This is a genomic window from Labrenzia sp. THAF82 (assembly GCF_009363435.1).
GTDB classification, from domain to species: Bacteria; Pseudomonadota; Alphaproteobacteria; order Rhizobiales; family Stappiaceae; genus Roseibium; species Roseibium porphyridii.
Genome location: NZ_CP045354.1, coordinates 4,550,526 through 4,563,589, shown reverse-complemented (window position 1 = coordinate 4,563,589; position 13,064 = coordinate 4,550,526). Strand labels below are relative to the sequence as shown.

The 13,064-nt window shown below is 54.1% G+C and carries 11 protein-coding genes; 10 read left to right on the top strand and 1 reads right to left on the bottom strand.

Going from position 1 to position 13,064, the window contains the following annotated elements:
• Positions 1–115 precede the first annotated feature (115 nt).
• The 8 genes from FIV00_RS21010 to FIV00_RS20975 all read left to right on the top strand — a co-directional run bounded on the left by FIV00_RS21010 (position 116) and on the right by FIV00_RS20975 (position 9,857).
• Positions 116–2,698, top strand: a complete 2,583-nt coding sequence (locus tag FIV00_RS21010; protein ID WP_152502591.1) for an ABC transporter ATP-binding protein — start codon at positions 116–118, stop codon at positions 2,696–2,698.
• 62 nt (positions 2,699–2,760) lie between these two features.
• Positions 2,761–3,219, top strand: coding sequence for a cyclic nucleotide-binding domain-containing protein (locus tag FIV00_RS21005; RefSeq protein WP_152502590.1), 459 nt, complete (start codon positions 2,761–2,763; stop codon positions 3,217–3,219).
• A 10-nt stretch (positions 3,220–3,229) separates the two neighbouring features.
• Positions 3,230–4,054, top strand: coding sequence for an MBL fold metallo-hydrolase (locus tag FIV00_RS21000; protein ID WP_152502589.1), 825 nt, complete (start codon positions 3,230–3,232; stop codon positions 4,052–4,054).
• Positions 4,055–4,380: 326 nt separating this feature from the next.
• Positions 4,381–5,532: a helix-turn-helix transcriptional regulator gene (locus FIV00_RS20995; RefSeq protein WP_152502588.1), complete on the top strand. Its 1,152-nt coding sequence runs from the start codon at positions 4,381–4,383 to the stop codon at positions 5,530–5,532.
• 100 nt (positions 5,533–5,632) lie between these two features.
• Positions 5,633–6,988, top strand: coding sequence for an adenylate/guanylate cyclase domain-containing protein (locus FIV00_RS20990; RefSeq protein WP_152502587.1), 1,356 nt, complete (start codon positions 5,633–5,635; stop codon positions 6,986–6,988).
• A 158-nt stretch (positions 6,989–7,146) separates the two neighbouring features.
• Positions 7,147–7,914, top strand: a complete 768-nt coding sequence (locus FIV00_RS20985; protein WP_152502586.1) for an SDR family NAD(P)-dependent oxidoreductase — start codon at positions 7,147–7,149, stop codon at positions 7,912–7,914.
• Between the two features lie 189 nt (positions 7,915–8,103).
• The gene (locus tag FIV00_RS20980; RefSeq protein ID WP_152502585.1) at positions 8,104–8,616 is read left to right on the top strand and encodes a hypothetical protein; all 513 of its coding nucleotides are present in this window, start codon (positions 8,104–8,106) and stop codon (positions 8,614–8,616) included.
• Positions 8,616–9,857 carry an HlyD family secretion protein gene (locus FIV00_RS20975; RefSeq protein WP_152502584.1) on the top strand — a complete coding sequence of 414 codons (1,242 nt, stop codon included), beginning with the start codon at positions 8,616–8,618 and terminating at the stop codon, positions 9,855–9,857. Before FIV00_RS20980 ends, FIV00_RS20975 begins: the two co-directional genes overlap by 1 nt.
• 51 nt (positions 9,858–9,908) lie before the next feature.
• Here the strand turns inward: FIV00_RS20975 and FIV00_RS20970 are convergent, their stop codons facing one another.
• Positions 9,909–10,298 carry a VOC family protein gene (locus FIV00_RS20970; RefSeq protein ID WP_152502583.1) on the bottom strand — a complete coding sequence of 130 codons (390 nt, stop codon included), beginning with the start codon at positions 10,296–10,298 and terminating at the stop codon, positions 9,909–9,911.
• A 99-nt stretch (positions 10,299–10,397) separates the two neighbouring features.
• Here FIV00_RS20970 and soxR point away from each other — a divergent pair, with 99 nt between their 5' ends.
• Entirely contained in the window at positions 10,398–10,895 is a 498-nt protein-coding gene (soxR, locus tag FIV00_RS20965) for a redox-sensitive transcriptional activator SoxR (RefSeq protein ID WP_152502582.1), read from the top strand.
• 216 nt (positions 10,896–11,111) lie between these two features.
• On the top strand, positions 11,112–13,010 hold the full coding sequence (locus tag FIV00_RS20960; protein ID WP_152502581.1) for a PhoX family phosphatase: 1,899 nt from the start codon (positions 11,112–11,114) through the stop codon (positions 13,008–13,010).
• Positions 13,011–13,064 lie beyond the last annotated feature (54 nt).

The window sequence follows — 13,064 nt, the reverse complement described above, 5'->3', positions numbered from 1 at the left end:
TTTCAATACGGTTGTGCCAAATGCTAAACCCGGCTAGCACTTCGAATTCGGATCGTTAATATACCAAATATGATCTGCTTGCACATTTTTGATCCATTTCTGTTTGGATGAGCTGATGGAAAAAAGCCTTTTCCGCTTCATTTGGAAGTATAGTTCGCGCCAGCAGATTTTTATTTTGATGGTCACCGTCCTTACCTACCCGGTGGTCTATTTCCTGCTCGAATTGCCCAAGTTGATTGTCAACGATGCCGTTCAGGGAGACAATTTCCCGCGCGACGTCCTGGGATTTGACTTCGACCAGATCCCGTATCTCGTTCTCCTCTGCCTGACATTTTTGGGGCTCGTTGTGGTCTCCAACGGGCTCAAATTTTATCTGAACGTCTACAAGGGGCGCCTGGGCGAGCGCATGCTGCGCCGTCTTCGTTTCGAACTCTTTCAAAGGGTTCTGAGATTTCGACTGCCGCATTTCCGGAAAGTGAGCTCCGGCGAGATCATTCCCATGATCACGTCCGAAGTGGAGGATGTGGGCGGTTATATCGGTGAAGCCTTCGCTCTGCCCGCCTATCAGGGCGGTATGCTGATCGTTCAGCTGGGCTTCATCTTTATGCAGGATCCACTGCTGGGTCTGGCGGCGATCAGCTCGTACCCGATCCAGGGCTACATCATCCCGATGCTGCAGAAGAAAGTCATTCTGCTGTCTCGCAAACGGGTGAAAAACGTTCGTCTGATCGCGGACAAAGTCGGTGAGAGCATCACCGGGGTCGCAGAGATCCACGCCAATGATGCGGCGGCCTGGCACTCGGCGGACATTTCCGACCGCCTCTATGAGAACTTCAAGATCCGATACGAGATCTTTAACCGGAAGTTCCTCATCAAGTTCCTGAACAACTTCATGAACCAGCTGACGCCGTTCTTCTTCTACCTGATCGGCGGGTATCTGGTTATTCAGGGCAATCTGAGTATCGGTGCGTTGCTGGCCGTGATCGCGGCCTACAAGGATCTGGCAGGACCGTGGAAGCTGTTGCTGTCCTTCTATCAGATGACGGCTGATGTCAGCGTCAAGTATCAGACCGTTGTCGAAAACTTCGACCCGCCGGACATCTACGACACCGAGCGCCTGACCGATGACGACCAGGTTGAACTGTCGGGTGACGTGAAGTTTGAAAGCGTCAGTTTTTCTGGTGGTGCCGCCGGTCAGGAAGTCATGGATATCTCGCTGAAGGTCCCGGCGAACACCACATGCGCGATTGTCGGGCCCGACGGATCGGGTCGTTCGGAAGTGCTGCAACTCGCCGCCGGTCTGGTGTCGGCGTCCTCGGGCAAGGTCTGTATTGGAGAGCACGATCTCGACAAACTGACCGATTCCACCCTTGGCCGAGAAATCGCTTATGTCGGTGGGGCTGTTCACGTGTGGACCGGCACGATCCGGGACAACCTTTACTATGGCCTGCGCCACCGTCCTCTCGTGCCGCCCGAGCGGGAAGGGGACGACCTCAAGAATTACAAGCGCAGGGTCAATGAAGCCAACCAGACACGCAATCCGGTCTACGACCTTGCTGCAGACTGGGATGACCTGTCGGCAGCGGGTGTTGATGATGAGGAGCAACTCGACACCAAGGCGCTGCAGTTGCTGGAAGCGGTCAAACTCGACAAGGATATTTATCGGCTGGGCCTGCAGTCGCGCTTCGACCCATCCATGAACGACGCCTTCGCCGACAAGATCCTGAATGTTCGCAAAAACCTGGCTGGCCGCATTGCGAGTGAACCCGCCTTGGGTGGTTTGGTCGAGCTTTGGCACAAGGACCGTTTCAATGCCAGTGCAAGCCTGGCCGACAACCTGTTCTTTGCTGTCCCTTCAGATCCTGAAATCACCATGGACGAGGTACCGGACCTTGAAGAGGTGAAAACGTTCCTGTCCGACACCGGGTTTGATGTCAAACTGCAGCAGATTGGCTTGAAGATCGCAGAAACCATGCTGGAACTCTTCTCCAACGTTTCCGGCGACAGCGGGCTTCTGGGGTCCTATTCCTTCATCAATCAGGATGATCTGCCCGAGTTTGAACGGATTGTAAGGATTGCGAAGTCAGGGCACCAGCGACCGGGTCTGACGGAAGCGGACAAGTCACGCCTGACCGGACTGGCGTTCAAGCTCGTCCCCGCCAGGCATCGTCTGGGCGTTATGGACGATAGCTTGAAGGATGAGGTCGTGGCGGCCCGCAAGCGGTTCCTTGAGGGTGTCGTGAAGAACAGCGATGGCTTCGTTGCGTTCGATCCTGACGTTTATCTGCCGCCGCTTACAATTGAAGACAACTTGCTGTTCGGCCGTGCCAGGGTCGACCGCAGGGACGCCCGGCGGCGCATCGACGACGTGATTCGTGCCATTGTGGAAGAGACCGGACTGCGTCATCCGATCATCTTTGCCGGCTTTGGCTACCATGTTGGCGTTTCGGGTTCGCGCTTGTCTGCCGGCCAGCGCAGGCGCATCGCATTGGTAAGAGGTCTACTGAAGAACGCAAAAATCACCATATTGGATGATATTGCTACAGGTATGACAGAAGACGACAAAGAATTGCGTAATGGTTTGCGGGGAATACTAGCCGGGAAAACGTTCTTGTTCGGTACATCGAACATGGATATTGCCGGTGAATTTGATCAGCGCTTCGTTTTGGATCAGGGACGTATTGCAGACAAAGGGTAGGACAATGGCGGAAAACACGGTAAGGCCGCGAAGCAGCGGCCCAAAATGCCGGGGAGGAGAACATGACACTAGAAACTGAAGTCGAAGCCCTTCGTAAGGTTCCGCTATTCCACGGTATTGACGAGACCAAGCTGCGTCTCCTTGCCTTCATCAGCGATCGGACCGAGTATCCGGAAGGAGAGCGTCTTTGTTCCCAGGGTGAAGAAGGTGACTGTGCCTTTATCATCCTGTCCGGCGACGCGAATGTCCTGGTCCAGACACCGGAAGGCGAGAAGAAAGTCGCCCAGGTGTCGGAAAATTCCATTGTCGGTGAAATTGCCATTTTGTGCGACGTTCCCAGAACAGCGACACTTGTCGCTGCCAACAACATGGACGTTCTGACTGTTTCAAAAGATGATTTCTTGAAACTCTTGCAAGAATTTCCGGATATATCGCTGGAAGTGATGCGGACGCTTGCGCTTCGTCTTGAACGCACGACCCGTGACCTTGCGGATGCGCGCAGGGGGTCCTCCGGTGGTTAGGGAGTAACACGTGGCTGAGGAATTTTCGCTTCGATGCTGGGGAGTCAGAGGCTCAACTCCGACGCCGGGTTCGAGCACTCTCCGGTATGGCGGCGAGACGTCGTCGTTCGAAATCCATGCAGGGGACGCACTCGTCCTCGTTGATTGCGGATCAGGCGCACGAAACCTTGGCATGGAGCTTCTAAAAGGTAAGCATCGCCGTTTCGATCTTTTGTTCACGCACACGCATCTCGACCACATATGCGGTCTGCCGTTTTTCAAACCTGCCTACGATCCGAGCTTTGAAGTGACTGCCTGGGCCGGTCATTTTCAGGATGAAACCAGCCTCGTCGACATCGTCAGCAGGATCATGTCGCCGCCGATCTTTCCGGTCGCGGCCAAAACGTTAAAAGCCGTGGAATTCAAATCCTTCACTGCAGGCGACAACATCCCGCGTGAAGACGACCTGGTCATTCGAACCACCAAACTGAACCATCCGGGCGGTGCCTGCGGCTATCGGTTTGACTACCATGGCAAGTCGATCTGCATCATTACGGACCACGAACATGGCGACCCGGAAATCGACGCGGCCTTGCCTGACTTCGTGCGCGGCGCTGACATCATGATCTATGATGCCATGTTTACCGACAGCGAATACGTTTCCTTCAAGGGCTGGGGGCACTCTACGTGGGAAAAAGCTGTTCAGCTGGCCAAGGATGGAGATGTGAAGACACCTGTGCTGTTCCACCACGATCCGCGCCGTTCAGATGATGAACTCGATGAAATCGGGCTTGCGGCACAAAACAGCTACCCGGGTATGTTGGTTGCAAGTGAAGGCATGGTGTTGCGACCTTAACGAGCCGCGACGGGGCCATAAATTAAAAACGGGCCTCTAAATTAAAAAAGGCGGCCCAAACGGCCGCCAAAAAAATAATACACGCTAAACTATTGATCGCCTGCCGACTGCAGGAGTGCGGGAATTCCTTGGTTGCACCCGGAACTCAGACGCTCTCAACTTCCAAACACGTAGAGAACGAATGACCTTTGCGATCAAAAGTTGTTTACAGGGTGTATACATTAAGTGCATGGTCCATTTGGGCTAAACGTGTCGAAATCTTTTTCAGAACGCACGTGAGAAATGCCGAATTGACGTCGCGTATGTGAGAACCTTGGGGGGCAAGGGTGGTCATTTCTGCGGAAAAATTCCTGCATTTGTCCAATCTTGCAGTGGCCGCTGCGATGGACCCGCTTTGCTGGCAACCGTTTCTCGACGAATTGGGAAAGGTGCAGGGTACCCACATCTGCACGCAGTTGATCGGCTTCGACCAGCTCACCAAGGTTGCACCGCTGGCATTTGCCTCTGGCTATGATCCGGGGATCCTTGAATTATACGAAGCGCACTATGCCGATAAGAACCCATATGCGGCTCATTTCACCAAATGCCCGGTTGGAGACACCATCTCCTCTGACGAGATGATTGTCCCTGGCGAACTCAAGAGAACATCCTTTTATGCGGATCTTCTGCTGCCTATGGAAGACATCTGGGGTGGTGGGGGCGCCATGTTGGCCAACGACGCGGATCGCATGTTTCTGATCGGAGGCAACATAAGGGAAAGAGACCGGGCAAAATTTGAAGGCGACTGGCTTCAGCTCTGCAAGGATCTGGCTCCCATCATTCGGCAGTCGCTTGAAATAAATCGCACGATCGCAGGGCTGTCGTTTGAAAAGTGGGCCGCCGAACAACACAGGCTCGGTTCACGGACTGCGATACTGCTTGTTGATGCCGGCAGAAGGATCCACTACGCGAGCAGCGAGGCCCAGGAACTGCTTGCGGAAGGCAGTGTCATCGAGGCAGCATTTGGCGAGCGTATCCGGTTTTGCTCAGATGCCATCCAATTTGAATTCAGTCATATGGCCCAACTTCAAGGCAATGGCCGACGAGCACCATTTGGCAACTGGAATTTCAAGGACCAGAAAGGCCAGGGCTGGACCTGTCACGCGATGTCCGTCCGCCTGGATGAATTGGACAGAACGCCGTTCAGGGCATTTGTTTCCAAGAACAACCCGGCGCTTCTGGTTGCAATCAAACCTGAAGCTGACATGGAAACACTGCAACAACAGGTTCAGGACTGTTTTGATCTCAGTAAGACGGAAGCCACCGCAGCCGTGATGCTGGCAAACGGCCAATCGATCAACCAGATTGCCATAAACCGAAGCGTCAGCGTTCATACCGTGCGCAATCAGATCAAAGCAGCCTTGTCGAAGTCAGGGTGCCATCGACAGAGCGAACTTGTCTGCAAGATCGAGCAGTTGCGCCTGAGTGGCGGTCGGTGACCGGACTGCAACTCTTCACTTTGACTCACATTCCCGAAGGTCTTATTGCGCGTCGCAGCATATATGTGGAAACTCCGAGGCCTTGAAATGAAGGGTCAACATGAGCTCACTTTCGGACAAAATGCGATACATATTGCGCGGCGGACCGCCGGAAGCCGGCATTCCTGACCGTGTGCGCGCCGAAATCCGCGCTCGTGAGGCCTCTTCGGAACGTCTGATCAGTTGGGTTCAACTGGCGCTCGTGCTGTTTTTCTCGACGCTTTACATCATTGCGCCACGCGCGGAGGGGTCAGCCGGGTTCAATTTTGTGCCCTTTGCGCTCGGGGCGTATTTCCTCTTCACGATCTTTCGCTTGCTACTGTCCTACCGTTTCGAACTCCCGCAATGGTATCTGCTGATTTCTATCGGCGTCGACATGGCACTGCTGGTCGGGCTCATTTTTTCATTTCACATTCAATATGATCAGCATCCGGCGTTTTATCTCAAGACGCCAACACTCATGTATGTGTTCATATTCATCGGTTTGAGAGCTCTTCGTTTCGACCCGCGGTTTGTATTGACCACGGGTCTTGTCGCTGTCGCCGGCTGGCTTGGCCTGGTGTTTTATGCCGCCTTTGCCGACATGGACTCCATGCGAGTCACCCGAAACTATGTGGAATACCTGACCGGAAATTCGATCTTGGTGGGGGCAGAGCTGGACAAGACCATGGTGATCTTCGCAGTCACCGTGATCCTGTCGGTCGCGCTCTATCGGGGACGCTCAATGCTTTTCGAAGCAACACGCGATCATGCAGCGGCCATGGACTTACGGCGCTTCTTCGCGCCAGAAGTTGCTGCGTCTATTACCGATGCCAATACCGAACTTCAGGCAGGTGAAGGCAACCTGCGTGAGGCAGCCATCCTTTATGCGGATATTCGCGGGTTTACCTCAGTGTCCTCGTCGCTTCCTCCTGAAGTCGTTCTGAAGGTGCTTGCCGAGTATCAGAACCTGGCGGTTGAAGTGATCAATCAGGCCGGTGGTCGGGTCGACAAGTTCCTGGGTGACGGCATTCTGGCGACCTTTGGAGCGGTTCAACCTTCGGAAAGTTTTGCCGCCGATGCACTTGAAGCTGCGACCACGCTCGTGGAAAGCGTCAGGTCGGATCAACAGCGCTTTCGCTTGGCCGGCTGGCCGGGAACTTTGACGATTGGAACGGCGGTTGCTGCAGGACCGGTAACGGTCGGTGTCATCGGCTCAAAGAACCGGCTGGAATTCACCGTTATCGGCGATGCCGTCAACCGTGCTGCAAAAATGGAAGACGCCAACAAGGCGCAATTGACAAAGGCGCTGACGGACAAAAGCACTTGGGAACTGGCGCAAAGCCAGGGGTATCTGGGTCCGGATGTCGAAATCCGTTGTGATACGGTCGTATCAGGCGTCCTGAAGCCGTTGGATCTCGTTGTCTTGGCGCGGTGAACCAGAGCGCAACGTTACAACCTCCTTCACACTGTTTTCCTCGGAAAGCTTGACCGCAGGGCATTTCTCGGTCACTTTGGCGCGTAAATTGACTATATCGTCAATAGAGAGAATTAAATTCATTGATTTCAATGAATTATGTGTTCAGGGAGAGCGATGTGAAATTGGATTCCTCACTGGCTGCCATTGTTACTGGTGGTGCATCCGGGCTCGGTGCGGCGACGGCGCGCATGCTTGCAGCTGAAGGCGTCAAAGTAACCCTCTTCGATCGCAACTCCGAGCAGGGCGAGGATATGGCCGCGGACGTTGGCGGCTTGTTCGTTAGCGTCGATGTGACGGATCAGGCGAGTGTGGAACAGGGATTTAACACGGCCCGTGCTGCACACGGGCAGGAACGCATACTTGTCAATTGCGCCGGTATTGCCCCTGTTGCCAAGACCACGTCTCGCGGTGAGCCGCACCCCATCGACATGTTTGAAAAGGTGGTGGGCGTCAATCTGATCGGTTCTTTCCGCTGTTTGTCTCTGGCGGCCACCGGGATGGCAGATCTTGAGCCCGTGACACCTGATGGTGGCCGCGGCGTGATTGTTTCTACTGCTTCGGTTGCCGCTTTTGACGGTCAGATAGGTCAGGTTGCCTATGCCGCGTCGAAAGCCGGTGTCGCAGGCATGACGCTCCCTGTGGCGCGCGATCTGTCAAAGTCCGGCATTCGTGTGATGACTATCGCTCCCGGGATATTTGAAACGCCTATGCTCCTCGGACTATCTCAGGAGGTTCAGGACAGCTTAGGCCAGCAAGTGCCGTTTCCTTCGCGGCTCGGCAAGGCGTCGGAATACGCCCAGCTTGTGAAATCAATCTGCGAGAACGACATGCTCAATGGCGAGACCATTCGTCTGGATGGTGCTATCCGTATGGCGCCGCGTTAGGGTACAGACCTGTCAATCTTTACAATCCTGCCAATGACCTGATCGGTGGAAGCGGGCCATGTTGCAGCTTTCCACTGCAAGATCTTCAGTTGACTTGTTTTTTTTAACACGGCCGGTTCAGTTTCCTTTTTAATGTGACGCAGCGTTGCCGGATTTTTCCCGGCGCCCTGGTACGCACGGGAGAAACCAATGGCCGAAAACGCGCATGAATTAGCGCCCCATCATCTACCATATTTTATTCCAGCTGCCGACGGTAGCGACCAGATGATGACGAGTGTCCTCATCGGACTGATCGTCATCGTCGTGCTCCTTGGCACGTTTTACCTGTATTTGCATTCATTGCCTGAACGCCTGGCACACAAGCATGGCCGCATTCAATTCGAACTTGTTGCTGTGCTTGGGCTGTTGGCGCTGTTCACCCATAACCAGATTTTCTGGGTCGCAGCACTCGTTCTGGCATTCGTGCAACTGCCGGACTTCATGTCCCCCTTGGAATCGATAGCCAACTCGATGAGCAAACTCGCAAATCGTTCCGGGGATGATGCATATGAGCCCGCGCAGGCGAATGAGGGCTCTCCTGAAGGAGCCGCTGCGTCCGAGGTGCCGCCTTCTCAACCGGCAGAAGATCCCGGATCGGTAGCGGCAACACAAGCAGTTGGTGAAGCTCCTGTTGTTCAGGCTGAAAAGCGGGAGGACACCTAATGTTCGAGACGCTTTTCAGTGCAATGATCACAATTCTTCCTGACTATTTGTTTCGCAGATACGTACAGGGCAAACGAATTGGTCACGAAATCACACTCTATTCGGTCTGGTATGAGCTTAGGTTCGGCATTGTGACGTGCCTGATGCTCACAATCACATTGATCACCCTGATTTTTTATTATCACCCAACGGCAACAAGCGCGGTGTCCACATTCCGCACAATTCCCATCCTCCCGGAAGCATCCGGTAGGGTGGAAGAAATATTCGTTCCCAACGAACTTGAGACAGAGATCAAGGCGGGAGCGCCAATCTTCAAGTTGGACAGCAGTCGGCAGGAAGCTGATGTCGTAACCGCGAAGCAGCAAGTTGAGGAAATCAAGGGTGAAATTGCGCTCGCAGAGGGCGAACTTGCGGTCGCGTCTGCACAGGTTGACCAGGCTGAAGCTTCATTGAAACAGGCCCAGGACGAACTTGATACACGGCAGGAATTGTTTGAACGCAATGCGAATGTCGTCAGTGAGCGCGACCTGGAAAAACTTCAAAACACGGTCGATTCCCGCACGGGAGCACTCGAGGCTGCGAAAGCAAACAAGAACCTGGTTGAAACCAAGATCAACGTTGCGTTGCCCACAAAGCTGTCCAGTGCAGAGGCAAAGCTTGAAGAGGCCGAAGTCGAATTGGGGAAGATGACCGTATATGCCGGCGTCGACGGCATGGTCACGCAATTCGTGCTGCGTCCCGGCGAGATCGTCAACCCGTTGATGCGCCCGGCAGGGATACTCATTCCTCATGATTCAGTGCAAGAGCGGATAGTAGCCGGTTTCGGACAGGTCGAGGCGCAGGTGATCAAACGGGGAATGATTGCAGAAGCGTTTTGTCCTGCCGTTCCATTCACCATCATCCCGCTGGTCGTGGCCGATGTTCAGTCCGAAATTGCCGCTGGTCAGGTCAGCACAGGGAGCCAGCTTGTGGATGCGACCAAGGCGTCGGAAACATCGACTGTAACTGCGATCCTGGAGCCTTTGTATGAAGGCGGGCTCGACAAGCTGCCACCGGGTGCGAGTTGTGAGGTGAACGCCTATACCAGCAATCACGACAGGTTGTTGGAAGATAAGGACTTGACGACAGCGCAGTATGTTTTCCTGCATGTGATCGACACTGTTGGCCTGGTGCATGCAATTATTTTGCGCAGTCAGGCCATTCAGTACCCGATCAGAACACTTGTGCTGTCTGGGCACTGAGTTGCCGGTCCGGATCGGGCGGCTTTTTCCGCCCGATCCCGGTCCTGGGTGTCAGCTTGAATAGCTGACGACTTCAATTTCAATGCCGTCATCATCGTCGAAATAGAATCGGCGACCCGGTTCATAGTCACCGTGATTGTGGGTCTTGTAACCACCGGCCTTTATGCGCTCTTCCGTGGCGTCCAGATCGTCCACCACAACGGCAATGTGGTTGAGGCCACCGTGGCGGGAATAGCTGCTTTCCTTCACCGCTTCCGTTTTGTGCGCAGGTGTATAGGCCGCCACATAACTGGTTTCGTTGCCGATGTGATACGTGGTGCCACCGTCCTTTGCTGCACCTTTCCAGCGAACCTTCCATCCGAACCACGTTTCCAGCCGCTTTGCGGTCGCTTCCGGGTCGCTGACGGTGACGTTCACATGTTCCAAAAAGGGGGCGCTCATCTGGTGTCCTTTCTCAGATTGACTTGATCGGGACACTGGAGATAATTCCTCAAGTTAAGTTGAGGTCAAGAGGGAAAAGGGAAAAAATTGAATAGGGTTATGCGAGGGAGTGATCTTCTCAGTATTGGTGAACTGGCGAGCAGAACCGGTCTTTCAGTGTCGGCGATCCGTTTTTACGAGGAAAAGGGTCTGGTGCATCCCGTGAGAAACGAAGGCGGTCAAAGGCGATTCCTGCGCGCGGATATCCGAAGACTGTCTTTTGTTCTGGTTGCACAGGAATTCGGGTTTTCAATTGGAGAAATCGCCGGACAGCTGAAACAGCTACCAGAGGGTAGAGCGCCGACAAAGGCAGACTGGACCCGCATCGGAAGGGACTTTCGCCGGCATCTGGATGATAGGATTGAGCGCATGACGACATTAAGGGACAAGTTAGATGCGTGTATCGGATGCGGGTGTCTGTCGATGAAGTCCTGCCAGCTTTATAATGCTGGCGACGCCGCGTCCCGTCATGGCCGGGGTCCACGTTATCTGCTAGGAGACTTGCCGGATCCCGATGTCATTGAAAAAGCCGCCCGTTTGAACAGGCCTCGTCGTTAGAAAAAACAATCTGCTGCATTGCGTCAATGGCGTGAGTGAAGAAATTTCACGCTATTTATCAGAGTCTTGAAGTGTAATTGCCTTCAATCCTTCATATCCAGTTCTGCGTTTTAATCCATCTGTCATCTACCCGTCATCGCTCTGTCACGTGGACCCATTTAATGCGTGGTGTGCGCAACAATGCGTTTCACCTCAGCCATCCGATGGAGAGCCACTATGGATCATATCAACAAGGACGATCTTTCTTGGGACGAATGGGACGAAATGGTCCGTCCCACTTCTGAAACGACAGATTTCGATAAAATTGTCGAATCCGGCCTTTCTCGGCGTGGTTTTCTCGGAGGCCTGGTGGCATTCGGATCCGGTGCGGCTGTCATGGGCCTCGGCACTGGAGCGAGCCTCCTGAGTTCCACTTCCGCCAGGGCGCAGGATGCTGGCCGCTTTGCATTCAGCCCGGTTGGCGTTGCGACCGACAGCACGGTTCATGTTCCGGAAGGCTACACATGGGACATTTTGGTGAAATGGGGCGATAAACTCGTTTCCGACGCGCATGATTTCTCGCATGAAGCCGGTGTGCCGATCAGTTCTTCCGACAAGGTCTTCGGTGAAAACACGGATGGCATGGAACTTTTTGCCATTGGTGACAAGCAGGTCATCGCGGTGAACAGTGAATATGTGAACCCCAAGATAAATCTGCCGCATACTGAAGATGGAACCCCACAGACGGCTGATGATGTCCGTATGCTTCAAAACTTCCAGGGCGTTACCGTCATGGAAGTGGAGGAGGGCGAAGATGGTTGGCGCGTGGTTGTCGACAGCCCGTTCAACCGCCGCATCACGCACAACACGGAAATGGCGATTTCCGGTCCGGCTGCAGGTCATGATCTGTTGAAGACTGAGGCAGATCCAACAGGAACACGGTCTCTGGGCACCTTCAACAATTGCGGCGCCGGCAAGACGCCATGGGGCACATATCTGACCTGCGAGGAAAACTTCAACGGTTACTTCGGCTCCACGGATCCGGCAATCGAGCTTCCCGAAGACTTCAAGCGTTATGGCATAGCTGCAGAAAGCCGCTATTCCTACGAGAAGTTCGATGATCGTTTCGACATCTCCAAAAACATCAACGAGCCACGCCGCGCTGGCTATATCGTCGAGATCGACCCCTCTGATCCAGCATCGACGCCCGTAAAGAGGTCCGCGCTTGGTCGTTTCAAGCACGAAAACGCTGCTTGCGCGTTGGCACCCAACGGTCAGGTCATCGTCTACATGGGAGATGATGAGCGAGGTGAGTTTCTTTACAAGTTTGTCTCGAGCGGCACCTACACTCCGGGCGCATCGACAGACGGCCTTTTGGACAACGGTACTCTGTACGTCGCCAAGTTTGCAGATGACGGAACTGGCGAATGGACGGCCTTGACCCCGGAAACGACTGGCATGAGCCTGGAGGAAATCTCGATCTTCACGCGCATGGCTGCTTCAAAAGTAGAGGCAACAACAATGGATCGTCCGGAATGGGTTGCGGTCAATCCAGTTGCCGTCGAAGCGTACTGCGCGCTGACCAACAATAAGAATCGAGGAGTGAAACCGAATGCCGGTGGTGACGACACCGCGGTGAACGGTCCTAATCCGCGTGAGAAGAACAATTACGGCCAGATCGTCCGTTGGTATCCCGAAAACGATGATCATGCAGATACCAAATTCAAATGGGATCTTTATGTCATGGCCGGGAATCCGGATGTCCATTCTGGAACCCCTTATGCGGGTTCGGACAATGTACATGCGGGCAACATGTTCAACTCGCCTGACGGCATGATGTTCGATACTTCCGGTCTCTTGTGGATCCAGACTGACGGAAACTACAAGAATGAGGGTGATTTTACGGGCATGGGCAACAACCAGATGCTGGTTGGTGATCCCGTTACAGGCCAGATCGAACGCTTCATGACTGTTCCTTATGGATCTGAAGTCACCGGCATTACGTGGTCGGCCGATCGACGCACGCTATTTGTCGGCATACAGCATCCTGCTGCACCATTCCCCGACGGCGAGGGCAAATTGGCGCGTTCGTCCGTGATTGCGGTAAAGCGCGCCGACAATGCCCTGATCGGCTAGCGTCGGACAAACTCGGTTTGAAGAAAAAGCGCGCCGGAACCCGGCGCGCTTTTG

Excerpts from the sequence above, each read along its gene's own strand:
- FIV00_RS21010 (WP_152502591.1), top strand. The coding sequence starts at position 116 with ATGGAAAAAAGCCTTTTCCGCTTCATTTGGAAGTATAGTTCGCGCCAG.
- FIV00_RS21005 (WP_152502590.1), top strand. The coding sequence starts at position 2,761 with ATGACACTAGAAACTGAAGTCGAAGCCCTTCGTAAGGTTCCGCTATTC.
- FIV00_RS20990 (WP_152502587.1), top strand. The coding sequence starts at position 5,633 with ATGAGCTCACTTTCGGACAAAATGCGATACATATTGCGCGGCGGACCG.
- FIV00_RS20980 (WP_152502585.1), top strand. The coding sequence starts at position 8,104 with ATGGCCGAAAACGCGCATGAATTAGCGCCCCATCATCTACCATATTTT.
- FIV00_RS20975 (WP_152502584.1), top strand. The coding sequence starts at position 8,616 with ATGTTCGAGACGCTTTTCAGTGCAATGATCACAATTCTTCCTGACTAT.
- FIV00_RS20970 (WP_152502583.1), bottom strand. The coding sequence starts at position 10,298 with ATGAGCGCCCCCTTTTTGGAACATGTGAACGTCACCGTCAGCGACCCG.
- soxR (WP_152502582.1), top strand. The coding sequence starts at position 10,398 with ATGCGAGGGAGTGATCTTCTCAGTATTGGTGAACTGGCGAGCAGAACC.
- FIV00_RS20960 (WP_152502581.1), top strand. The coding sequence starts at position 11,112 with ATGGATCATATCAACAAGGACGATCTTTCTTGGGACGAATGGGACGAA.